The organism is Shewanella sp. 492 (genome assembly GCF_059338445.1).
Window position 1 is genome coordinate 2,950,354 of sequence record NZ_CM181702.1, and the last position, 22,467, is coordinate 2,972,820.

General features: G+C 47.6%; 23 protein-coding genes and 1 tRNA gene. 20 read left to right on the forward strand and 4 right to left on the reverse strand.

Translation table 11 applies throughout. The features are described 5' to 3' along the window. Positions 1-289: 289 nt before the first annotated feature. From AC5YBX_RS13045 to lnt, 6 genes are all read left to right on the forward strand, one after another. On the forward strand, positions 290-598 hold the full coding sequence (locus AC5YBX_RS13045) for a hypothetical protein (protein WP_494521149.1): 309 nt from the start codon (positions 290-292) through the stop codon (positions 596-598). Positions 599-696: 98 nt separating this feature from the next. Further along, complete coding sequence (miaB, locus tag AC5YBX_RS13050; RefSeq protein WP_475514596.1) at positions 697-2,121, forward strand: tRNA (N6-isopentenyl adenosine(37)-C2)-methylthiotransferase MiaB; 1,425 nt, start codon at positions 697-699, stop codon at positions 2,119-2,121. 224 nt (positions 2,122-2,345) lie between these two features. Next, positions 2,346-3,389, forward strand: coding sequence for a PhoH family protein (locus tag AC5YBX_RS13055; protein WP_475514597.1), 1,044 nt, complete (start codon positions 2,346-2,348; stop codon positions 3,387-3,389). Beyond that, positions 3,379-3,855 carry an rRNA maturation RNase YbeY gene (gene ybeY, locus AC5YBX_RS13060; RefSeq protein WP_110457829.1) on the forward strand — a complete coding sequence of 159 codons (477 nt, stop codon included), beginning with the start codon at positions 3,379-3,381 and terminating at the stop codon, positions 3,853-3,855. Before AC5YBX_RS13055 ends, ybeY begins: the two co-directional genes overlap by 11 nt. Before the next feature lie 26 nt (positions 3,856-3,881). Next, entirely contained in the window at positions 3,882-4,757 is an 876-nt protein-coding gene (corC, locus tag AC5YBX_RS13065) for a CNNM family magnesium/cobalt transport protein CorC (protein ID WP_110457830.1), read from the forward strand. A 26-nt stretch (positions 4,758-4,783) separates the two neighbouring features. Then, positions 4,784-6,346, forward strand: coding sequence for an apolipoprotein N-acyltransferase (lnt, locus tag AC5YBX_RS13070; protein WP_494521148.1), 1,563 nt, complete (start codon positions 4,784-4,786; stop codon positions 6,344-6,346). Positions 6,347-6,513: 167 nt separating this feature from the next. Here lnt and AC5YBX_RS13075 read toward each other — a convergent pair whose 3' ends face one another. Next, entirely contained in the window at positions 6,514-7,014 is a 501-nt protein-coding gene (locus AC5YBX_RS13075) for a zinc ribbon-containing protein (protein ID WP_494521147.1), read from the reverse strand. Between the two features lie 120 nt (positions 7,015-7,134). Here AC5YBX_RS13075 and leuS point away from each other — a divergent pair, with 120 nt between their 5' ends. The 14 genes from leuS to lipA all read left to right on the forward strand — a co-directional run bounded on the left by leuS (position 7,135) and on the right by lipA (position 21,220). Next, entirely contained in the window at positions 7,135-9,726 is a 2,592-nt protein-coding gene (gene leuS / locus AC5YBX_RS13080; RefSeq protein WP_494523801.1) for a leucine--tRNA ligase, read from the forward strand. A gap of 106 nt (positions 9,727-9,832) precedes the next feature. Beyond that, on the forward strand, positions 9,833-10,327 hold the full coding sequence (locus AC5YBX_RS13085) for an LPS-assembly lipoprotein LptE (RefSeq protein WP_494523802.1): 495 nt from the start codon (positions 9,833-9,835) through the stop codon (positions 10,325-10,327). Further along, the gene (gene holA / locus AC5YBX_RS13090; RefSeq protein ID WP_494521145.1) at positions 10,327-11,358 is read left to right on the forward strand and encodes a DNA polymerase III subunit delta; all 1,032 of its coding nucleotides are present in this window, start codon (positions 10,327-10,329) and stop codon (positions 11,356-11,358) included. The genes AC5YBX_RS13085 and holA overlap by 1 nt, the downstream gene beginning before the upstream one ends. 1 nt (position 11,359) lies before the next feature. Further along, positions 11,360-12,001: a nicotinate-nucleotide adenylyltransferase gene (nadD, locus tag AC5YBX_RS13095; protein ID WP_494523803.1), complete on the forward strand. Its 642-nt coding sequence runs from the start codon at positions 11,360-11,362 to the stop codon at positions 11,999-12,001. Positions 12,002-12,133: 132 nt separating this feature from the next. Beyond that, positions 12,134-12,463 carry a ribosome silencing factor gene (gene rsfS, locus AC5YBX_RS13100; RefSeq protein WP_110457874.1) on the forward strand — a complete coding sequence of 110 codons (330 nt, stop codon included), beginning with the start codon at positions 12,134-12,136 and terminating at the stop codon, positions 12,461-12,463. Next, positions 12,463-12,933: a 23S rRNA (pseudouridine(1915)-N(3))-methyltransferase RlmH gene (gene rlmH, locus AC5YBX_RS13105; protein WP_119978369.1), complete on the forward strand. Its 471-nt coding sequence runs from the start codon at positions 12,463-12,465 to the stop codon at positions 12,931-12,933. The genes rsfS and rlmH overlap by 1 nt, the downstream gene beginning before the upstream one ends. 81 nt (positions 12,934-13,014) lie before the next feature. Further along, positions 13,015-14,898, forward strand: a complete 1,884-nt coding sequence (mrdA, locus tag AC5YBX_RS13110) for a penicillin-binding protein 2 (protein ID WP_494523804.1) — start codon at positions 13,015-13,017, stop codon at positions 14,896-14,898. Then, on the forward strand, positions 14,885-15,991 hold the full coding sequence (gene rodA / locus AC5YBX_RS13115) for a rod shape-determining protein RodA (protein WP_494524822.1): 1,107 nt from the start codon (positions 14,885-14,887) through the stop codon (positions 15,989-15,991). Before mrdA ends, rodA begins: the two co-directional genes overlap by 14 nt. 41 nt (positions 15,992-16,032) lie before the next feature. Continuing rightward, positions 16,033-17,013, forward strand: a complete 981-nt coding sequence (mltB, locus tag AC5YBX_RS13120; RefSeq protein ID WP_494521593.1) for a lytic murein transglycosylase B — start codon at positions 16,033-16,035, stop codon at positions 17,011-17,013. After that, entirely contained in the window at positions 17,003-17,821 is an 819-nt protein-coding gene (locus AC5YBX_RS13125; RefSeq protein WP_494521143.1) for a septal ring lytic transglycosylase RlpA family protein, read from the forward strand. Before mltB ends, AC5YBX_RS13125 begins: the two co-directional genes overlap by 11 nt. 126 nt (positions 17,822-17,947) lie before the next feature. Beyond that, a complete protein-coding gene (locus AC5YBX_RS13130; RefSeq protein ID WP_494523805.1) occupies positions 17,948-19,120 on the forward strand; it encodes a serine hydrolase in 1,173 nt (390 codons plus the stop codon). Positions 19,121-19,241: 121 nt separating this feature from the next. Further along, positions 19,242-19,508, forward strand: a complete 267-nt coding sequence (gene ybeD / locus AC5YBX_RS13135) for a DUF493 family protein YbeD (protein ID WP_475514608.1) — start codon at positions 19,242-19,244, stop codon at positions 19,506-19,508. Between the two features lie 94 nt (positions 19,509-19,602). Next, a complete protein-coding gene (lipB, locus tag AC5YBX_RS13140) occupies positions 19,603-20,262 on the forward strand; it encodes a lipoyl(octanoyl) transferase LipB (protein ID WP_494523806.1) in 660 nt (219 codons plus the stop codon). Beyond that, positions 20,255-21,220, forward strand: a complete 966-nt coding sequence (lipA, locus tag AC5YBX_RS13145) for a lipoyl synthase (RefSeq protein ID WP_494523807.1) — start codon at positions 20,255-20,257, stop codon at positions 21,218-21,220. Before lipB ends, lipA begins: the two co-directional genes overlap by 8 nt. A gap of 85 nt (positions 21,221-21,305) precedes the next feature. On the opposite strand, the gene rimI is transcribed toward lipA, so the two are convergent. The 3 genes from rimI to AC5YBX_RS13160 form a co-directional block, all read right to left on the reverse strand. Continuing rightward, positions 21,306-21,749 carry a ribosomal protein S18-alanine N-acetyltransferase gene (gene rimI / locus AC5YBX_RS13150; RefSeq protein ID WP_494523808.1) on the reverse strand — a complete coding sequence of 148 codons (444 nt, stop codon included), beginning with the start codon at positions 21,747-21,749 and terminating at the stop codon, positions 21,306-21,308. Continuing rightward, positions 21,739-22,080, reverse strand: coding sequence for a DNA polymerase III subunit psi (locus AC5YBX_RS13155; RefSeq protein WP_494521138.1), 342 nt, complete (start codon positions 22,078-22,080; stop codon positions 21,739-21,741). Before AC5YBX_RS13155 ends, rimI begins: the two co-directional genes overlap by 11 nt. A gap of 200 nt (positions 22,081-22,280) precedes the next feature. Then, a tRNA-Trp gene (locus AC5YBX_RS13160) sits at positions 22,281-22,357 on the reverse strand. Positions 22,358-22,467 lie beyond the last annotated feature (110 nt).

Consider the following 22,467-nt stretch of genomic DNA (forward strand, 5'->3'; position numbering starts at 1 on the left):
GCGCTTTTCTCCCTGATGGATAACTTTCTAGTGCCCGATTATGACTAAACAAAGAGCTATTACCTATAGCGATAGCACTTTAGATCGCTGGACGGCCAATTTCTGTGTCTAAATATGTCAATTAGGCCTATTACGTATGCAAATATGACTGACACAGCACTCACTCACACTCAGTTACAAAGGCGGCTGAGCCCAAGCCCAGCTTGTCCTATAGTGGTTGTGGACGTTAGTCAGTATGGAGACTCACTCATGCACCTACATTCACTATTTATTGCATTAGAGGTTCACTATGAAACGCTCAATAATTGCCAGTGTAATGATTTCCTCATCATTAATCGCCAATGTAGCGTTAGCCGAACAAACTGAGGTTATGGAAGTCATTACTGTAACCTACCGCGCACCGCTAGATTATGCCCTATATCAATATACGACAGAATGGCGCAGTCAATATAGAGTTGAAATCTATGACAGCATACAAGATCAAGCCAGAAGTAGCAGCCTTGCAATGGCCCGAGCCTTCGAAACGGCAGCCCTTGAACCTGCTTTCGACACAACGCCAACTTCAATGTTAACGGCAAAAACCTTTAGCCCGGAGTAATTTCTAATATATAACGCGCAAAAGGTAGCCAGAGTGATGCTCAAAGGGTAAAATGTCGCGCTATTTTTCCCAGTAATTGCAACCACGGCGCAAAACTGATGAGTAAGAAACTCCATATTAAAACTTGGGGCTGTCAGATGAATGAGTATGACTCATCAAAGATGGCCGACCTACTAGACGAATACCAAGGGTATACCTTAACGGATAATGCAGAAGAGGCGGATGTACTGCTGCTTAACACCTGCTCAATCCGTGAAAAAGCGCAAGAAAAGGTGTTTCACCAGCTTGGTCGCTGGAAAACCTTAAAAGATAAAAATCCAAGCCTTATCATTGGTGTTGGCGGCTGCGTTGCCTCGCAAGAAGGTAAGGCGATTAAAGACAGAGCCCAGTGTGTGGATCTGATCTTTGGGCCACAGACCTTGCACCGTTTGCCTGAAATGATTGACCAAATCCAGCAAGGCGGCAAAGCGGTTATCGATGTCAGTTTCCCTGAAATCGAGAAATTTGACCGCCTGCCAGAGCCACGTGCCGAAGGGCCAAGTGCCTTCGTATCGATTATGGAAGGCTGTAGCAAGTACTGCTCTTTCTGCGTAGTGCCATACACACGCGGTGAAGAGGTCAGCCGCCCGCTCGATGACGTCATTTTAGAGATCGCCCAATTAGCGGCTCAAGGAGTGCGTGAGGTCAATCTACTTGGCCAAAACGTGAATGCTTATCGTGGTGCTACTCACGACGATGACATTTGTACGTTTGCCGAACTGCTGCGCTATGTGGCAGCCATCGACGGTATTGACCGTATTCGTTTTACCACCAGCCATCCGATTGAATTTACTCAAGATATCATAGATGTATATGAAGATACCCCAGAATTGGTGAGCTTCCTGCACCTGCCTGTGCAGTCGGGCTCCGATCTGATTTTGACCCAGATGAAACGCGGTCATATGGCGATTGAATATAAATCTATCATTCGTCGTCTGCGCAAAGCACGTCCCGATATTCAGATAAGCTCTGACTTTATTATTGGCTTCCCCGGTGAGTCGAAACAAGATTTCGCTGACACCATGAAGTTGATAGAAGATGTGCAATTTGACCACAGCTTTAGCTTTATCTATAGCGCTCGTCCGGGCACGCCTGCGGCCGATCTGCCAGATGATGTCTCAATGGAAGAGAAAAAAGAGCGCTTAGCCATATTGCAAGACAGGATCACCCAGCAAGCGATGCGTTACAGTCGTCAAATGCTCGGGACCGTGCAGCGTATCTTAGTCGAAGGGCCATCGGTTAAAAACCCAATGGAGCTACGTGGACGCACCGAGAATAACCGCGTGGTGAACTTCGAGGGCGATCCTAAGCACATTGGCAGCTTTGTCGATGTTGAAATTGTCGACGTTTACACTAATTCATTACGCGGTATCTTTATCCGTGGTGAAGATGAGATGGATTTACGTCGCGATCTTCGTCCATCAGACATCTTAGCTAAGCACAAGAAAGATGATGAGCTAGGCGTCACCCAGTACATCCCTTAAACACTTGGGCGAGTGACAACCTAAGTTGAATCAAAGCGACTGTCATCACAGTCGCTTTTTTATTGCTCGCTCGACTTGCCAGTACACCTAGGCCACTACACCTGTGGTCCCCTTTGAATGGAATCGATCACTAAAATTAGCGTTAGCATTTCAACTTAATGCCTCGTAAACTGTCTGAATTAACCCTATTTGTGGATACAGACAAACATCATTTGGAGTTATTTTTGTCAAATAAATTAACCACCCTCAATTTGTATCTCGAACCCGCTGACAGCCGTAGGCTTGCATCGCTATGCGGCCCTTTTGATGACAACATCAAACAGTTAGAACGCCGCATCGGTGTTGAGATCAATTACCGCAACAACCATTTTCAAATTGTTGGCCTGCCACGCAACTGCTTAACCGCCAACAACTTACTCAAAGAGCTGTATGTTGAAACCCAGCCTGTACGAGGCAGTACTCCTGACTTAGAGCCAGATGCTGTTCATATGGCTATTCAAGCTGCCATCGCGCTAGAGGCCGACGCCCCCCGCGATGACAAAGAGCTGTATATAAAAACCAAACGCGGTGTCATTAAGCCAAGAAACCCCAACCAAAGTGATTATGTGGCCAATATCGTCCGCCATGACATCAGCTTTGGCGTTGGCCCTGCTGGTACGGGTAAAACCTACCTTGCGGTCGCCGCCGCAGTCGATGCCCTCGAGCGCCAAGAGGTAAGACGCATCTTACTGACGCGCCCTGCGGTTGAAGCCGGTGAGAAACTGGGCTTTCTGCCAGGTGATTTAAGCCAAAAGGTCGATCCGTATCTGCGCCCGCTATACGATGCACTATTTGAGATGATGGGCTTTGAAAAAGTCGAACGATTAATTGAACGCAGCGTTATCGAAGTGGCGCCACTTGCCTATATGCGCGGACGAACCCTAAACGATGCCTTTATCATCTTAGACGAAAGCCAAAATACCACCGTCGAGCAGATGAAGATGTTTTTAACCCGCATCGGTTTTAATTCGCGCGCCGTGATCACCGGCGATATTACTCAGATCGATCTGCCCAAGCACCAAAAATCAGGCTTGCGTCACGCCATTGAAGTCCTTAGTGATGTCGATGAGGTGAGCTTTAACTTTTTCCAAGCCAAAGATGTGGTGCGCCACCCCGTTGTGGCCCGAATTGTCGAAGCTTATGAAGCCCATGAGCAAAAAATGGCTAGCGAAAAAGCCAAGCGCGCAAGCCAATACCAAACCCAAGAACAAGCCCAACATGATGTCTGATCACCCTACTCTTGCATTGAGTCTCGACCTGCAAATTGCAACCGACAGCCAAGCGCTTCCGACTCAGGCACAATTTGAAACCTGGGTGCGCTTAGCACTGGGCAACACTATGGCCGAAGCTGAAATGACGATTCGACTGGTTGACATAGAAGAGAGCCAACGCTTAAATCATAGCTATCGCGGTAAAGACAAGCCGACAAATGTGCTATCATTCCCGTTTGAAGCGCCTCCAGAAGTGGAATTACCACTACTTGGCGATTTAGTGATCTGCGTACCCGTTGTCGAAGCTGAAGCAAAACAACAAGATAAAGCCTTAGAAGCCCACTGGGCTCATATGGTTGTACATGGTTGTCTGCATCTGCTAGGGTATGATCACATCGATGATAGCGAAGCAGAAGAGATGGAGTCCTTAGAGACTCAACTGATTGAAAGCCTAGGCTTTCCTAATCCTTACAAGGAGCAATAATTGGCTGTAATAGCCAGGAAATTACTATGAGCGATGACATCCCACCGAGTACCAACGCCCACAAGAAGGGCTGGTTTGAAAAAGTAAGTCAGTTATTCCAGGGCGAACCACAGAGTCGCGACGAGTTAGTGGAAGTGATCCACGATGCTGAGCTAAGAGAAGTGATTAGCGAAGACACTCGCGAGATGATAAAAGGTGTTTTAGAAGTTTCCGATCTGCGCGTGCGTGACATCATGATCCCACGAGCACAAATTGTGGCGCTAAAGATTGATAGTACAGTTGAAGAACTACTGTCGACAGTCATTGGTTCTGCACACTCTCGCTTTCCTGTCGTCAACGAAGATAAAGATCATATCGAAGGCATTTTACTTGCCAAAGATCTGCTTAAATACGGCTTTAAAAACAACGACGAACCTTTTTCTTTAGGGCAAGTGATCCGCCCTGCTGTTGTTGTGCCAGAGAGCAAGCGTGTTGATGTCTTATTAAAAGAGTTCCGTTCACAACGCTACCACATGGCGATTGTCGTCGATGAATATGGTGGCGTATCGGGCTTGGTGACGATTGAAGATATTCTCGAAGAGATTGTCGGTGAAATTGAAGATGAATTTGACCACGATTCGGCCGAAGAAACGGAAATCCGTCAAGTGGGCAAACAGCTTTATATGGTTAAAGCCTTAACGCCCATTGAAGACTTTAATGAAAAATTTGGTACTCACTTTAGTGACGAAGAATTTGATACTGTCGGTGGTTTGGTCTCCCATGCTTTTGGGCACCTGCCTGAACGTAATGAAAAGGTGATGATCGACGATATAGAATTTAAAGTCATTAGCGCCGATACCCGCAGACTGGTCCAACTCAGGGTTAAATTACCCGATAACCAAACTGACAACGATAACGACTAGTTTCGTATCCCCTTGATGAGGCTTAAATGCTGCTACCACTTAGGGCTATAGCCCATCAACCTTGGTTAAAACTGGTGCTCGCCTATCTGGCGGGTGCCAGCACTACCCTTGCGTTTGCTCCCTATGGCCTATGGCCTATCTATCTGGTTTCAATGGCCTTTGCCCTTAGTCAAAGCCAGCCACTCTCACCGAAGCTGACATTTTACTATTGGCTTAGCTTTGGCTTTGGCTGCTTCTCAGTAGGCATTAGCTGGGTGCACGTGAGCATGGACACCTTCGGCGGCCTGCCGCTGGCGGCCTCTATTGGATTAATGGCGTTATTGGCCCTGTATTTGGCACTGTATCCTGCGCTGGCAGGCTATTTACTGGCCAAGCTGACGCCGCAATCGCATTATCTGCGCAACCTATTACTCTTCCCTGCCCTTTGGATGCTCACCGAATGGTCTCGTGGCTGGGTATTGACGGGGTTTCCTTGGTTATGGGCCGGGTACAGCCAAACCAGCGGCCCGTTGAGTCCATTAGCCAGTGTGATCGGCGCACTCGGCCTCAGTTACCTAGTAGCACTGTTGGCTGGCGCGCTTGCGTTGCTGTTTAGCGCTCATAAAACATCATTGGCAAAGCGCGGCGCGCCTTTATTCATCATCGTATTAGTGGCCTGCTCAGCGAGCTACATGACTAAAGTACTGTCACCCATCACGCCTACCGGTAAACAGGTTAATGTCACCTTGGTGCAAGGCAATATTGCCCAAAGCATGAAATGGCAGCCCGAAGCCCTATGGCCCACCATGCTTAAATATATGGACTTGTCGCGACCTGAATTTGCTAATACCGATATTTTTATCTGGCCAGAGGCTGCAATTCCCGCTCCTGAAGATATGGTGAGTGATTTTCTCGACAATGCCAATCAGGTGGCCAATCTTAATAATAGCGCCATCATTACCGGCATTATCAGCCGTCAACAACAGCAGTTTTATAACTCGCTTATTGTCTTAGGCAATCACCAGGCGCCGATGCAAAGTAGCCCGGATTATCAAGCCAATGGAATTAATGAGTTTAGAAAGCATCACCTTCTCCCTATTGGTGAATTTGTGCCCTTTGAGTCCTTGCTACGCCCGCTAGCACCTTTTTTCAACTTACCCATGTCTTCATTTGCTCGCGGCGATTATCAGCAACCTAATCTCAATGCCCTAGGCCATCAAGTCGCGCCCGCTATCTGCTACGAAATAGCCTTTCCTGAGCAACTGCGCGCTAATGTGACCAACAACACCGAATTACTGCTGACGGTGTCTAACGACGCGTGGTTTGGCCGCTCAAATGGTCCTTTGCAGCATATGGAGATTGCCCAGATGCGCGCCATTGAGCTGGGTCGCCCCTTAGTCAGGGGCACCAATAATGGCGTCACCGCAGTGGTAAATGTTGATGGCGAGATCACCGCCAGCTTACCGCAATTTGAAACTGGGGTATTACACGCCAGTATCCCACTAATGACAGGGCAAACGCTGTTTAGCCGCTGGGGACAATGGCCAATATTGCTATTTAGTTGGGGCGTATTGGGGTATGTGATTGTGCGCCGATGGCTTGTGCGCTGAGCGATTATCAATTGCTCAGCGTACAGGTATGAAAATCAACTAAACACTAAGCTAAACATTAAGCTAACCACTTAGCCGTTTCGATAGTGATGGTAGCGCTAAGAACAAAGACTCATTAGCGCTACCGTGCCGCCGTTAAAGAGATTGATGACACTCATAAGCTAACCCTAAGGCGTTAGCGCCTCACGAGTAAACTGCCCGCAATCACACTCAGGGCAGTCGGGGATCACCCCTGGAAACTCAATGCGCATCTCATGGCCACAGGCGGTGCACACTAACGTCCCTTGCCCGATAATTTCACCACTCTGATACAGGCCATTATGTTTAAAGTCTTGCGTGACCTCATGCCACTCCACTTGGCTACGGTCAGTAATTTCACTTAACCAATGCCATAACGTATTTTCTACCGCGATAACTGTAGGGCTATGGCTTAAGTCGGTAGCATTTTTCTCTTGCAAGTAATCAGCGATATCACGTTTTAAAAATTGTTCGACTAAAGCTAACTCTTCCGCTTTAGCTTGTTGTTTGAGAGCCAAAAAGTCCTTACTGTTAGTGACAAGCTTATATAACTCCTTTACTGTCATAGAGTTATCGTCGGCAAAATCCAACTTAACCTGCGTGATCAGGGCCTGATAAAGCGATAGTAATTCGGCACTTCTTTGACTCATGTTCAATACTCCTTCATGCGAACCTTTTTAATGACTCACTTCTAGTTTATTCTATGCAGATCTCACTCGCGCACAACGTGCGCAAGATCAAATAATAGGCGACATGGCCGGGAATCATCAATGCAAGAGCAATATCTACCTTCAGAGATTGAAGCTAAGGTGCAGCAGCACTGGCAAGACACAAAAACATTTGAAGTAATCGAGGATGAAAGCAAGGAGAAGTTTTACTGCCTCTCGATGTTTCCATACCCTTCTGGCCGACTCCATATGGGCCATGTTCGCAACTACACCATAGGCGATGTAGTTGCACGTTACCAGCGTCTTCAGGGTAAAAATGTCCTACAACCTATCGGTTGGGACTCATTTGGCCTGCCAGCTGAAAATGCGGCAATCAATAACAAGACGGCGCCAGCTCCTTGGACTTACGAAAATATCGACTACATGAAAAACCAGCTGAAAATGCTGGGATTTGGCTACGACTGGAGCCGTGAAATCGCCACCTGTACCCCAGAGTACTACCGCTGGGAACAATGGTTCTTCACTAAGCTGTACGAAAAAGGCCTAGTCTATAAAAAGACCTCGGCGGTTAACTGGTGCCCCAACGATGAAACCGTACTCGCCAATGAGCAAGTACAAGACGGCTGCTGCTGGCGCTGTGACACCGAAGTGGTGCAAAAAGAGATCCCTCAGTGGTTTATTAAAATCACCGATTACGCCGAAGAGCTACTCAACGACATCGACCAACTCGATGAATGGCCTGAGCAAGTCAAGACCATGCAGCGCAACTGGATTGGTCGCAGTGAAGGCATAGAGATGACCTTCCAAGTAGCTGATAGCGAGCAGAGTTTCGATATCTATACCACGCGTCCCGATACAGTTATGGGTGTGACTTATGTGGCGATTGCCGCCGGTCACCCACTCGCTGAGCAAGCCGCGGCCAACAACCCTACACTTAAAGACTTTATCGAAGAGTGTAAAAATGCCGACACCACCGAGGCCGCTATGGCTGCGATGGAGAAAAAAGGCGTCGATACTGGTCTTAAAGCGACTCATCCACTCACAGGTAAGTTAGTGCCTATTTGGGCAGCTAACTTTGTGTTGATGAACTACGGTACTGGCGCGGTGATGTCGGTTCCAGGTCATGATCAACGCGACTATGAATTTGCCACTAAATATGGCCTGCCAATCGAGGGCGTGATTAAGCCAGTCGATGGTGAGCTTGATATTAGTAAAGAAGCTTATACCGAAAAAGGCATTGTGTTTAACTCTGGCGACGCATTTCCAGAGCTAGATGGTCTGGACTTCCAAGCGGCATTTGATGCCATCGATGCCAAGCTATCGAGCGAAGGAAAAGGTAAGCGCCAAGTTAACTTCCGTTTGCGCGACTGGGGAGTTTCTCGTCAGCGTTACTGGGGGGCTCCTATTCCTATGGTCACACTCGCCGATGGCACTGTAATGCCAACGCCAGAAGATCAACTGCCGGTCATCTTGCCAGAAGATGTGGTGATGGATGGTATTCAAAGCCCAATCAAGGCGGACAAAGAGTGGGCCAAGACTCAAGTTAATGGCCAAGAAGCATTCAGAGAAACCGACACCTTTGACACCTTTATGGAGTCATCTTGGTACTATGCTCGTTACTGCAGCCCACACGCAGACCAGATGTTAGATCCTGCGAAAGCCAACTACTGGTTGCCTGTGGATCAATATATCGGCGGTATTGAGCACGCATGTATGCACCTGCTTTACTTCCGTTTTTTCCACAAGTTGCTGCGTGATATGGACTTGGTCAACAGTAATGAACCAGCCAAACGCCTACTGACTCAAGGAATGGTGTTGGCCGATGCTTTCTACTACAACGACGAGAAAGGCGCCCGCGTTTGGGTTTCACCAAATGATGCCACCGTCACCGAAACGGACGACAAAGGCCGTATCGTTAAAGCGGTAGACAGCCAAGGCCATGAACTGGTTTATACCGGCATGAGCAAGATGTCTAAATCTAAAAATAACGGTATTGACCCACAAGAGATGGTCGATAAATACGGCGCCGATACCGTACGTTTGTTTATGATGTTCGCTGCGCCACCAGAGCTAACTCTGGAATGGCAAGAGTCGAGTGTTGAAGGCGCGCATCGCTTTATCAAGCGTTTATGGAAACTGGCACACGACCATGTGTCTCAAGGGCCGACCACGAGCTTAGATCTCACTGCGCTCAATCCAGCACAGAAAGAGCTGCGCCGCGAGCTGCACAAGACCATTGCTAAAGTGGGTGATGATATTGAGCGTCGTCAGATGTTTAATACCGCCATCGCCTCGGTAATGGAGTTGATGAACCGTCTGCAAAAAGCCCCAGCAGAGAGCAAGCAAGACCGCGCCTTAATGCAAGAAGCGCTTTGCGCTGTGGTACGTCTACTGTACCCAATCATTCCGCACACGTGTTTCAGCCTATGGCAAGCTTTAGGACACGAACAAGCGATTGAAGAGGTGTTGTGGCCTGAAGTCGATCAGGCGGCGCTAGTGGAAGACAGTAAACTTATCATAGTGCAAGTTAACGGCAAGCTACGTGCTAAAATCACGGTCGCGGCCGATGCCGATAAAGACGCAGTTGAAGCTTTGGGTATGGCGCAAGAAGGCGTGATTAAACACACCGAAGGCAAGACCATACGTAAAGTGATTTATGTCCCTGGTAAGCTACTCAATATCGTCGCAAGCTAACTGTCGCAAGCCCGGCACCTGAATAACCTTTGTGATTCAGGTGCTGCAATGCTCAGCCTATATTGTTAGGCTGAGCATCATTACTCTAGGAAGAACAGACTCACTTATGTTTATTAAACGCCTGTGTTTCGCCCTGTTAACCCTGACCCTTTTGGCCACCAGCGGTTGCGGCTTTAAACTGCAGCGCAGTTACTCTATTCCCGATGCGCTCAAATCACTGCATCTTAACAGTGAAGACCAATACAGCGAGCTCACCCGCTTGGTGCGTGAACGCTTACGTCTTAACAGCATCAATGTGGTTAACGCGAACGCGGCCTTACCCACGCTGAGTATCCTTAATGATTCGCTCGACAGAACGACACTCTCCTTGTACCCGACTGGAAATGTCGCCGAGTATGAGCTCAATTATCAAGTCTCATTTGCGGTGCAACTGCCTGAGCGTGATGCACAGCGTTTTGAAGTGGCAATTCATCGCGATTACCTCGATGACCCGCGCACTGCACTGGCCAAAAGCCGTGAAATGGAACTGCTGGTTAAAGAGATGCGCATCCAAGCGGCTGACCAAATCATTCAAATTTTGGCTTCAATCGAGACCAATTAATGCGGGTTTATCCAGATCAATTAGCCAAACAGCTCACGCCATTAGCCCAATGCTATTTAGTCTTTGGCGATGATCCTTGGCTGTGCGAAACCAGTAAATCCTTAATTTACGCCCAAGCCAAACGCGACGGTTTCGAAGAGCGAATTCAACTCACCCAAGAAACAGGGTTTAATTGGCAAGACTTGCTCGAAGAGTGGAACACCATGAGCCTGTTCGCGAGCCGCCGCATTATTGAGTTGTTTTTACCCCAAGCCAAACCTGGCAGTGACGGCAGCGCACAGTTGCAAGCGTTAATGCAACACGATAACCCCGATATCTTATTGCTGCTTACCGGGCCCAAATTAGCCAGCGAACAGACTAAATCTAAGTGGTTTAAAAGTCTCGACGCTAAAGGCGTTTATATTCCGTGTACCACGCCTGAAGGCGCGCAATTTCAGCGCTGGCTGCAAGGCAGAATCAGTCACTTTAAGTTACGGCTGACCCAAGATGCACAGCAGATGCTGTTTAACCTATATGAAGGTAACTTGCTCGCCGCCGATCAAGCGTTGCAACTGCTGCAGTTGCTCAACCCTAACGATCTGATCGACAGCCAACAACTTGAACAGTACTTTGAAGATCAATCTCGCTTCACCGTTTTCCAGCTAGCCGATGTACTGCTTAATAATCAGCAAGATAAGGCGCAACATATGTTGTCGCAACTGCAGGCCGAAGGCGTAGCTATGCCGATTTTATTATGGAGCCAATTTAAAGAGCTGACCACGCTATTACAGCTAAAGCAGGCACAAGAGCTGGGCGGCAATGTCAGTAGCTTATGGAGCAAACTGCGTATTTGGGATAAACGTAAAACGTTATACCAAGCGGCGCTGTCGCGTTTAAGCCTAACGCAAATCGAAGCCATGCTGGCGTTTGCATCCAAAACAGAGCTAAGACTCAAACAACAAGGCGTCGAAGATTGGACCGCTTTGAGCCACCTATGCCTGTTGTACGATCCCAGCGCTCACGAGCACTTGAGCCATATCGAATTAGCATAAAATGAATATCGGCTTGCTCGGCGGCACTTTTGACCCGCTCCACTATGGTCACATCACACCGTTACTTGAGGTGCAGCAAGCACTTGGATTAGACCAAGTGTGGCTAATGCCAAATAATATTCCGCCGCACAAGCCTCAGCCTATGTGCAGCACTGCACACCGGCTGCAAATGGCGCGCTTAGTCTGCCAGCAATACCCACAAATGCAGGTATGTGATATTGAAATTAAACGTAGCAGCCCGTCATATTCAGTGGCCACGCTTAAACGTTTACGTACGGCGCACCCTAATGATCAACTGCTATTTATTATGGGCATGGACTCATTTATCAACCTCCCTAGCTGGCATCAATGGCAGCAATTACTCGAGCTGTGCCATTTGGTGGTATGCCAACGACCGGGCTGGCAACTAGCAAGCGACTCTCCCATGCAGCAGTTACTTGAACAGCGCCGCGGCGATAAAACCAGCCTCGCCATCGCCACAGAGCGGGGGCAATATGGCGGGCTTATTCTGCCAGTGGCCATTACAGAGCAACCTTACTCGTCGACGCAAATAAGAAAGCAACTGGCTAACAACACCTTGCCCGCTGACGCCATGCCCAAAGTCGTTAGCGACTATATCGCCGAGCACCAGCTGTACCGTTGATCGCGATACAGGCGTTGCTATTGGCGTTCTAATTTGCTAAAAAATCCCCTGCTGATGCCGCCTATAGGCGATTACTTTGGCAAGATAACCTGTTATACTGCCCCGCTGTCAAAAATGAATGAGGAAAACCGCGTGCAAAGCGCCGAGCTAAAACAATTTGTCATCGACAAAGTCGAAGATTTAAAAGCAAGAGATATCACAGTATTAGATGTGAGTGAGCAATCAAATATCACCGATTTTATGGTGGTGTGCTCAGGAACATCTAAGACTCACGTAAAAGCAATTGCTGAAAACGTGGTACTAGAAGCTAAACGTGCCAACCTACACATCAATGGTGTTGAAGGTCGTGATAGCAGCGAATGGGTTCTCGTCGACCTAGGCGATGTTATTGTGCATGTGATGCAAGACAAGACTCGTGATTTTTACCAGCTTGAAAAGCTGTGGTCTGAAAAGCCAGAGTAATGAAGTTACAGTTAGTTGCCGTTGGCACCCGTATGCCCAGTTGGGTCACCACAGGATTTGAAGAGTATCAGCGCCGTTTTCCACGGGATATGCCTTTCGAATTAACTGAGATCCCAGCGGGTAAACGTGGAAAAAATGCCGATATAGCTCGAATTCTTCATAAAGAAGGCGAGCTGATGCTAGCGGCGATACCGAAAGGTAATCATATCGTTAGCCTCGATCTCCCCGGCAAAAACTGGACAACACCAGAACTGGCAACCCAGCTTAGCCGGTGGCAACATGATGGACGCGACGTAAGCTTACTGATTGGTGGTCCAGAAGGACTTGCCCCCGCCTGTAAGCAAGCGGCGACCCAAAGCTGGTGCCTTTCAGCACTGACATTACCTCACCCCTTGGTTAGGGTATTGGTGGCTGAGAGCCTTTATCGGGCCTGGAGCGTCAACAATAACCATCCCTATCATCGAGAATAACCCTTGCGCTCCTATGCCCGTAGGACACCACAGGATAGGCTAATGATTACGAACACCAACTTACTGCTGGAGAGAGTATAATTGGCGCCACGTAAACGGATGGCGATGCATAACCATGCCGCCGAAGCCTCGCTGTTCAAGCGAAGAGCTATTTTTACTTTCGTATGTGTCGTGGTGTTATTGTGCATCCTGTTCACCAATCTCTATCAGTTACAGGTCCTCTCTTACACCGATTATGAAACCCGCTCCAATGACAATCGCATTCGAGTGGTTCCTGTTGCACCGAGTCGCGGCCTGATTTATGACCGCCATGGGCAACTGCTGGCAGAAAATCAGCCCTTCTTCTCACTTGAACTTATTCCTGAAAAAGTCACTGACGTAGCCTCGACCCTCGATGTGCTTAACGCGGTGATTGAGATCAGTAGCGATGAACGAGAAAATCTGCTGGAAGCCTTAAAATATCATCGCCGCTTTAAGCCTATTACGGTTAAAAACCGCCTGACAGAAGAGCAAGTCGCCGCCTTCAGTGTTAACCAACATCGCTTCCCCGGATTTTCTATCGATGCAGGCCTTAAACGTCACTACCCTTACAACGGTTTGATGACCCATGTACTTGGCTATGTCGGCCGGATCAACAACCGCGATCAAGCAGCCCTACAAAGCGCTGGCTTATGGAAAAATTATGCCGCCACCAAAGACATTGGTAAGCAGGGCATTGAAAAGTTTTATGAGAATTTGTTACACGGCACGCCAGGCCACCTAGAGGAAGAGGTCAATAATCGCGGCCGCACCATTAGGACCCTCAAGTCGGTCGCACCGATACCAGGCCAAGATATCCACCTCACCTTAGATCTGCAGCTGCAAAAAAAGGCCATGGAGCTATTAGACGGCAGACGCGGCTCTATAGTGGCTATCGATCCCCGCGATGGCGGAATATTAGCCATGGTATCTAGCCCAACTTACGATCCGAACCAATTTGTACACGGCATTAGCTCTAAAGCCTATGGCGAGCTGCTTAACTCGCGCTCACGCCCCTTAATTAACCGCGCCACCCAAGGGCAATATGCACCGGCCTCAACGGTGAAACCTCATATGGCGCTATTGGGCTTAGAAGATAAAGTCGTCACCGCCAAAACCCGCGTCTGGGACCCGGGCTTTTGGCAGATCCCCAATGTCGATCATAAGTATCGCGATTGGAAACGCTGGGGCCATGGCTGGGTTGATGTCAATGGTGCGCTCGTGCACTCCTGCGACACCTACTTCTATGATTTAGCTTATAAAACTGGCATCGATAAGATGAGCCACTTTATGCACCAATTTGGCTTTGGTGAACGTACCGGAGTGGATATTTTCGAGGAATCGGCCGGCATTATGCCCTCTCGCGAATGGAAGCGGACTAAGTATAATCAGCCTTGGTATATAGGTGACACCATTTCAGTTGGGATAGGCCAAGGGTATTGGACCACCACCCCGCTACAGCTTGCTAATTCAACGGCTATCTTAGCCAATAATGGCCAGCGATTTGTGCCTCACCTGCTTAAATCGGTGGAAAACGACACGACCAAGGTCGATACCTTGATCGATAAAATGCCCCCACTGGAACTGAAAGATCCCCGCAATTGGGAGATCATCAACACCGCCATGAAGGACACGGCGCATAAATCGCGCTTTGTCGACGCCGGTTACACCGCCGCGATGAAAACCGGTACGGCACAGGTATTTACCGTGGCAGAAGATGAAAAGTATGATGCCGACACCATTGATGAGCACCTGCGCGATAATGCGCTAATCATTGCTTATGCGCCCTATGAGTCACCCAAAATTGTATTAGCCGTGGTACTCGAAAATGCCGGCTGGGGTGGCGCTAATGCAGGCCCAGTCGCACGCGCCTTACTCGATGAATATATTCTCAGAGATGAGCCTGCCACCATCACCGCCGGAGCGCCGCACCATGACCGCCCATAGCCACCGCCCTAACATCTGGCAACGTTTACATATAGACCTGCCCCTGCTGTTGGGGATCTTGGCACTGATGTGCTTTGGCCTATTTGTTATCTATTCTGCTGGCGGTGAAGATATTGCCCTAATGGAACGTCAATTAGTGCGTATCGGCCTGTCACTGGCCATCATGCTATTTGTGGCACAAATCAACCCAGAAGTCTTCCGGCGTTGGGCATTTCCTATTTATATTACTGGGATAGTGCTGTTACTGGGGGTGCACTTTTTTGGTGAGATCAACAAGGGAGCTCAGCGCTGGTTAAACTTGGGCTTTATGGAATTTCAACCCTCAGAGCTGATTAAGCTGGCCTTCCCCATCACTATGGCCTGGTATATCAGTAAGTTTCCGCTACCACCAAAGAAGCGTTATCTAGCGGGAGCAGGGGTGTTACTGTTGATCCCGACGTTGTTGATTGCCAAACAACCAGACTTAGGCACCTCAATTTTAGTGGCCGCATCAGGGATATTTGTACTGTTTTTGTCAGGCATGAGTTGGGCGATTGTCGGCAGCTTTGTCGGCGGCGTACTCGCCATGTTACCCGTGCTGTGGTTTTTCTTAATGCACGACTATCAACGCACGCGGGTATTAACCTTACTCGATCCTGAAAAGGATCCCTTGGGCGCAGGCTACCATATTATTCAGTCGAAAATTGCTATTGGCTCAGGAGGCTTATGGGGCAAGGGCTGGCTAGAGGGGACTCAGTCACAACTAGAATTCTTACCCGAGCGCCATACCGATTTTATCTTCGCGGTCATTGGTGAAGAGTTTGGCTTAATCGGTAGCCTATTGTTATTGGCGCTCTATTTATATGTGATTGGCCGCGGCTTAGTAATTGCAGCGCGGGCACAAACCAGTTTTGCCCGTTTACTCGCTGGCAGTATTACTTTAACCTTCTTTGTGTATATTTTTGTCAACATAGGCATGGTGTCGGGTATTTTACCTGTAGTCGGTGTGCCATTACCCTTAATTAGTTACGGTGGTACCTCGATGCTGACGCTGATGACAGGCTTTGGTATCTTAATGAGCATCCATACCCATAGACGTTTTGTCGACCGATAACGGAGCACAGAGTGAAGCTAAGATTGCCCCTCATTGCCATTATGGCAGCCCTCACACTGGGCCTTGACTCGCCAACGACCCATGCTGCAACTGTGGTAGCAGCCGATGGTGATATTCGCACCGCTAAGCAAGCTTTTATTCAAACACAACTCGATGCAGGCTTTACCCAGCAAGAGATTGAGCAGTTTCTTGCCAAGGCTAATTATAACCAAAAAGTGATTGATGCAATCACCACCCCATGGGAAGCCAAGCCCTGGCACCTTTATCAGCCTATCTTCCTGACCGAACAACGCCTAGCAAAGGGCCTTGAATTTTGGCAGCGTTATGCCGACACCATAACCAAGGCGGCCAATGAGTTTCAGGTTGAGCCCGAGATCATTGTGGCCATTATCGGTATCGAAACCTTTTACGGGGGCTACTTAGGTAATTACCCTGTAGTTGATGCTCTTTACACTTTAGGCTTTCACTACACTCCAAGAGCGAGCTTCTTTAGTAAAGAACTGGCTAATCTGCAAATGCTCGCCAAAGAGGAGCAGCTGGATATTGCCAACCTAAAGGGCTCGTATGCAGGCGCAATGGGGTTTGGTCAATTTATTCCCTCTAGCTATCGCCATTACGCAGTGGATTTTGATAATGATGGCCAGCGTGACTTAATTGGCAATCCCATCGACGCCATTGGCAGTGTTGCCAACTACTTTCATCAACATCATTGGCGTAAAGGTGACCCTGTGGCATTGCCATTGACCAATCATGCGCTGCCAGAACATTTAAATGTGTGGCAAGGTGAAAAGTTGCATTATCGAGTGGCCGATATACTCTCGCCACAGATAGCACTGGGGCAAAATACCGATTTAGATATCAGCCAACCGGCGATGATAGTAGAACTGGAGCAAGCCGAGCAAACCGATTATTGGTTAGGATTGCACAATTTTTATGTGATCACCCGTTATAATCGTAGCCCCTTGTACGCCATGGCTGTGTATCAATTCAGCCAACAACTTAAAGACGCTTATGCGAAATAATTACCGCTTTTATCACAATAGTCGCCAGCTGTATCATGCCAGCATAATTGCATTGATTTTACTGCTGACAGCATGTTCATCAAGCAGCGATCGGCGCTATAAAATGAACGATGATGCGGCGCCTAACAACACCCCAGATGTCACTAAGGTCGAAGATGCACATCCTAAATTTGAACCCTACAGCCGGGGTGGGAACAGTAAGAGTTATACGGTACGCGGCAAAACCTATCGCGTACTCGATACGGGGAAAGGCTACCAACAAGCAGGCATAGCGTCATGGTATGGTGCTAAGTTTCATGGCCACCTCACCTCTAATGGTGAAACCTATGATATGTATTCGATGTCGGCGGCTCACAAAACCTTGCCTATACCCAGTTACGCTAAAATCACTAACTTAGCCAACAACAAGAGCGTTGTTGTTCGGGTTAACGATCGCGGTCCGTTCCATGATGAGCGTTTGATTGATTTATCTTACGCCGCCGCTCATCGACTCGATATGCTTAAAACCGGTACGGCCAGGGTTAATGTAGAAGTGATTTATATCGAGAGCCCAGAATCAACCGCCCTTGCCGAACTAAAAAATACCGATTTACATTACGTGCAAGTGGTAGCGTCTTCAGACAAACAACGCATCACTCAGCTTGGAAACCAGTTAGCCAACCAATACCAGGTAAAGACGCGTATTTTGCAAGCGGGTAACTTGTATAAACTTCAACTAGGCCCCATTGGCCGCCAACAAATAGCCACAGAGTTACATCAAACCCTGCAGCAAAACGGTTTTCCTCAAAGCTATGTCGTTACAGAGTAGGTGAATAATCGACTCAATTGAATGAAGATTAATGAACCTTCACTGATTTACACGGTCGACTAATGTTATACTCGAGCAGATAGCAGCTTTCTTTTCGCATTCAACTAAAAGACGTGCCTTTTTAATATGAAATTGATCAATCAATACGCAAAATCACTGTTCCTTTTGACCTCACTCTCCTTTACCACAGCCAGCGCCGCACCAGTGGTGACACCTGATGCGCCTAAGGTCGCTGCTAAAGCCTATATTTTAATGGATTACCATTCTGGTCAAATCATTGCTGAAGAAAATGCCTATGAAAGCTTAAATCCAGCCAGCTTGACCAAAATGATGACCAGTTACGTCATCGGTCATGAGATCAAAGTGGGCAACATCTCACCCGACGATCAGGTCACTATTAGTAAAAAAGCGTGGTCTAAAAACTTTCCCGATTCGTCAAAGATGTTTATCGAGGTGGGTAAACAGGTGTCTGTAGACGATCTTAATCGCGGGATCATTATTCAATCGGGTAACGATGCTTGCGTTGCGATGGCTGAACATATTGCTGGTACAGAAGATGGCTTTGTCGACCTGATGAATTCATGGGCCAAGCAGCTCGGCATGACCGACAGTTACTTTGAAAACTCCCACGGTCTCGACTCTGAAAATCATAAAACGACCGCTTATGATATGGCGATTCTTGGCGCAGCACTTATCCGTGATGTACCAGAAGAGTACCGCGTTTACTCAGAAAAATCATTTACCTACAATGGCATAAAACAATACAACCGTAACGGATTGTTGTGGGACAAAAGCTTAAATGTCGATGGCATCAAAACTGGCCATACTTCAGGCGCAGGCTACAACCTTGTCACTTCAGCAACTAAAGACGGTATGCGTCTTATTTCAGTTGTCATGGGCACCGCTAGCGAGTCAGCACGTAAAGCTGAAAGCAAAAAGCTACTTAATTATGGCTTCCGTTTCTTCGAAACAATTACCCCATACCAAGCTGGTGACAGTTTTGTGACCCAACAAATTTGGTACGGTGACAGAGAAGCCGTTGATTTGGGCGTGACTACAGACACCCCAATTACCATCTACCGTGGCCAAGCAAAAAACCTCCAAGCTAACTTTGAGCTCAATAAAGAGCTGACAGCGCCACTCGCCAAAGGTGAAGTTGTCGGACGGCTCTATTTCCAGCTTGATGGTAAAGATGTCGCCCAATTCCCGCTGGTCACCTTACAAGAAGTTAAAGAAGGCAGCTGGTTCAGTAAGTTAATGGACTATTTCAAGCAGATGTTTGCCAGCTGGTTCAACTAACTTAATTGTACGAAACTAAGGTCACCTCTGGGTGGCCTTTTTGTTTTACCTTACTGGGGTTGAATTAGGTATAATGCGCCCCATTTATTACCTCATCTATTTTGGCAAGAGATTAAAACCAATGTTAGACACTAAGTTTCACGAGCTCATGGAGTTCCCAGCAGCATTTCCATTTAAAGTTGTCGGTGATGCAAGAGACACACTGGCCGATGATGTGGTTGCAGTAGTGCAACGCCATGTGCCTGGTGATTATATTCCGACCACTAGAGCATCGAGCAAGGGCACTTATAACTCCATCACCATCAAAGTGACGGTTAACAGTAAAGAGCAAATCGAGACGCTTTACGTTGAATTAGCCGCAATTGATGGTGTTAAGCGCGTACTCTAATCCAGCGCCATACAAGAAGAAGTGTGATCTATATTACATTTCTTAATTTCGCGCGTATAATAAGCGCACAAAATGCTAAGGGGAGAGGTTGCCCTTGAAGGATAAGGTTTTACACATTCGTCATCTTGGTCGTCAAGATTACGAATCGGTATGGCATGCCATGCAGCATTATACCGATACTCGCGATGAACACAGCCAAGATGAACTATGGATAGTAGAGCACCCTGCCGTTTTTACCCAAGGTCAAGCCGGTAAGAGCGAGCACATACTTAACCCTGGTGACATCCCCGTTATTCAAGTCGACAGAGGTGGTCAAGTGACCTACCACGGGCCTGGACAACTGGTAGCGTACCCTTTACTGGATATCAAGCGTCTCAAAATTGGGGTGCGCCAACTGGTGACCGATATAGAGCAAAGCATCGTCAGTATGCTGGCGATGTATGATATCAAGGCGTATCCTAAAGCCGATGCGCCAGGTGTCTATGTCGATGAGCGTAAAATTGCCTCTCTCGGATTACGTATCCGCAAAGGATGCTCGTTTCATGGCCTTGCACTTAATGTCGATATGGATATGTCCCCATTTCAACGCATCAACCCCTGTGGGTATGCCGGTTTAGAGATGGCGCAATGCAAACCGTTAAACGGACCTCAAACTGTTATAGAAGCTGGTGAAAAACTTATCCAAACCTTTAGCCAAACACTGGGCTATCATCATTTAGAACATCATCAAGGGTTAGCAAAGTCATATGAATAGGCCTGAAAGACTACAACCGGGAGTTAAGTTACGTGACGCCGATAAGGTCTCACGCATTCCTGTTAAGATCGTGCCTTCAGAGCGCGAAACAATGTTACGTAAACCCGATTGGTTAAGGGTAAAATTACCCGCTTCTAATCAGCGTATTATCGACATCAAGCAAGCACTGCGTAAAAACGGTTTGCACTCTGTCTGCGAAGAAGCATCCTGCCCTAACTTAGCGGAGTGCTTTAACCATGGCACTGCGACCTTCATGATTTTAGGTGCTATTTGTACTCGCCGCTGTCCATTTTGTGACGTAGCCCATGGCCGACCACTAAAGCCTGATGCTGAAGAGCCCATAAAGCTTGCACAAACGATTCGCGATATGAAGCTTAAATATGTGGTGATCACCTCTGTGGATCGTGACGATCTTAGGGACGGTGGAGCACAACATTTTGCCGACTGCATTCGTGAAATTCGGATATTAAATCCAGAGATCAAAATTGAGATTCTCGTGCCTGACTTCAGAGGCCGTATTGATGCGGCGCTGGACATATTAGCCACTGAGCCACCTGATGTGTTTAACCACAACTTAGAAACGGCGCCTAAGCACTATCGTAAGGCCCGTCCTGGCGCCAACTATCAATGGTCACTGGATCTGCTGAAGAAATTTAAAGAGCGTCATCCATCAATACCAACGAAGTCTGGATTGATGATGGGACTTGGTGAAACCAACGAAGAGATCGCTGATGTATTGCAAGATCTGCGCGCTCATAACGTCGAGATGCTCACGCTAGGGCAATATCTTCAGCCATCTAAGTTTCACCTACCTGTAGAACGTTATGTTCCGCCTGCGGAGTTTGACGAACTAAGAGAGTTTGCCGAAAAGATAGGCTTTACCCATGCAGCATGTGGCCCAATGGTTCGCTCTAGTTACCATGCCGATCTGCAAGCGCAAGGCAAAGAAGTTAAATAAGCGCTTCTTTTAACCACAACAAGTTTTAATCTAAAAATAGCGCCGCAAGGCGCTATTTTTATCACAATATTTGTTGCAAGCAAGCCTATAATAATCGCTCCATCAACACCGCATCTTCCTTGCCTAGCTCATGTTGATAATAGTTAACCCGTAAACCAGTACGAACAAAACCCGCCATTTCATACAAACAGATTACCGCAGAGCTCGATGCCCTGACCTCTAACATTATCCGCTCTGCACCACCAGAGGCCGCTAAATCGACTACAGCATCTAATAACACTCTACCAAGTCCTTTGCCTTGATTTTCTGGTGACACGCAGATATCCATCAAGGTGGCGTCCTCAAATAACAAGTGCAAAATGGCAAATCCTACGAGGTCGTCATCAATCTCAAGACCAATCACATGATAGAAACGCCCAAAGCAACTCTCAAGCGTTGCTATAGACATAGGAAATGGATGACAACGTTGCTCTATTTCAGCAACGTTGGCCGCATCTGCCAGCGATAAAGCCCTTAACTTATAATGCATGCTGTTGCTCGCATATCGATTGCCAAAGCGCCCGCTTAGCCTGAACGTCACGCTCAAGCTCATTCAAAGGGGCAGAGCTGATAACAGAGTTCACTTTAGGCAGCTTTAACTTACGCATATCCCAAAGAATATTTTGTTGTAATTTAGTGCTTAGTTGAACTTGTGCGGGTTCTACATCGACAAGCCTAAGCACAATTTGGATGATCGGATGACTGAGATCGAATTGCGCACCATGATCTAGCAGAATAATAGCCGTAGGCAATACATTATTAGCATCGGTCCAACGGGTTACCCCCATCGCGTCCAAATAATCGTCTCTATTCAAGTTCACTCCAACCAATCCAAATACGACCCAAGAATACCAGTTACACAGTTAGAATGTCACAGGAGTAACTAAAGCAAGTTGTTAAACACGAGGAAGATGGCAAACACTGTGACAGGTATTAACGCAGTAAACGTGTCAATCGACATCCACGTTTAATAAAAGCAGAAAAGCAAAAAGCCGTTCATTTCTGAACGGCTTCTTTAATTTGGCAGGGGTGGCAGGACTCGAACCCGCAACCATCGGTTTTGGAGACCGCTGTTCTACCAATTGGAACTACACCCCTGTTGACGTGGGGCATTATGCAAAAACACCTGCCAAAGGTAAAGGACTTTTTATACCAAAACCACTTAACTGCGGGTTTTTCATGCAAGAAGCTTAATATCATAAGTATTG

Bases quoted from the DNA above. Each gene is read 5' to 3' on its own strand.
- AC5YBX_RS13125 (WP_494521143.1), top strand. From the start codon at position 17,003: ATGCGAAATAATTACCGCTTTTATCACAATAGTCGCCAGCTGTATCAT.
- holA (WP_494521145.1), top strand. From the start codon at position 10,327: ATGCGGGTTTATCCAGATCAATTAGCCAAACAGCTCACGCCATTAGCC.
- lnt (WP_494521148.1), top strand. From the start codon at position 4,784: ATGCTGCTACCACTTAGGGCTATAGCCCATCAACCTTGGTTAAAACTG.
- rodA (WP_494524822.1), top strand. From the start codon at position 14,885: ATGACCGCCCATAGCCACCGCCCTAACATCTGGCAACGTTTACATATA.
- lipA (WP_494523807.1), top strand. From the start codon at position 20,255: ATGAATAGGCCTGAAAGACTACAACCGGGAGTTAAGTTACGTGACGCC.
- leuS (WP_494523801.1), top strand. From the start codon at position 7,135: ATGCAAGAGCAATATCTACCTTCAGAGATTGAAGCTAAGGTGCAGCAG.
- AC5YBX_RS13075 (WP_494521147.1), bottom strand. From the start codon at position 7,014: ATGAGTCAAAGAAGTGCCGAATTACTATCGCTTTATCAGGCCCTGATC.
- ybeY (WP_110457829.1), top strand. From the start codon at position 3,379: ATGATGTCTGATCACCCTACTCTTGCATTGAGTCTCGACCTGCAAATT.
- ybeD (WP_475514608.1), top strand. From the start codon at position 19,242: ATGTTAGACACTAAGTTTCACGAGCTCATGGAGTTCCCAGCAGCATTT.
- corC (WP_110457830.1), top strand. From the start codon at position 3,882: ATGAGCGATGACATCCCACCGAGTACCAACGCCCACAAGAAGGGCTGG.
- rlmH (WP_119978369.1), top strand. From the start codon at position 12,463: ATGAAGTTACAGTTAGTTGCCGTTGGCACCCGTATGCCCAGTTGGGTC.
- AC5YBX_RS13085 (WP_494523802.1), top strand. From the start codon at position 9,833: ATGTTTATTAAACGCCTGTGTTTCGCCCTGTTAACCCTGACCCTTTTG.
- miaB (WP_475514596.1), top strand. From the start codon at position 697: ATGAGTAAGAAACTCCATATTAAAACTTGGGGCTGTCAGATGAATGAG.
- mltB (WP_494521593.1), top strand. From the start codon at position 16,033: ATGGCAGCCCTCACACTGGGCCTTGACTCGCCAACGACCCATGCTGCA.
- AC5YBX_RS13130 (WP_494523805.1), top strand. From the start codon at position 17,948: ATGAAATTGATCAATCAATACGCAAAATCACTGTTCCTTTTGACCTCA.
- rimI (WP_494523808.1), bottom strand. From the start codon at position 21,749: ATGCATTATAAGTTAAGGGCTTTATCGCTGGCAGATGCGGCCAACGTT.
- nadD (WP_494523803.1), top strand. From the start codon at position 11,360: ATGAATATCGGCTTGCTCGGCGGCACTTTTGACCCGCTCCACTATGGT.
- AC5YBX_RS13045 (WP_494521149.1), top strand. From the start codon at position 290: ATGAAACGCTCAATAATTGCCAGTGTAATGATTTCCTCATCATTAATC.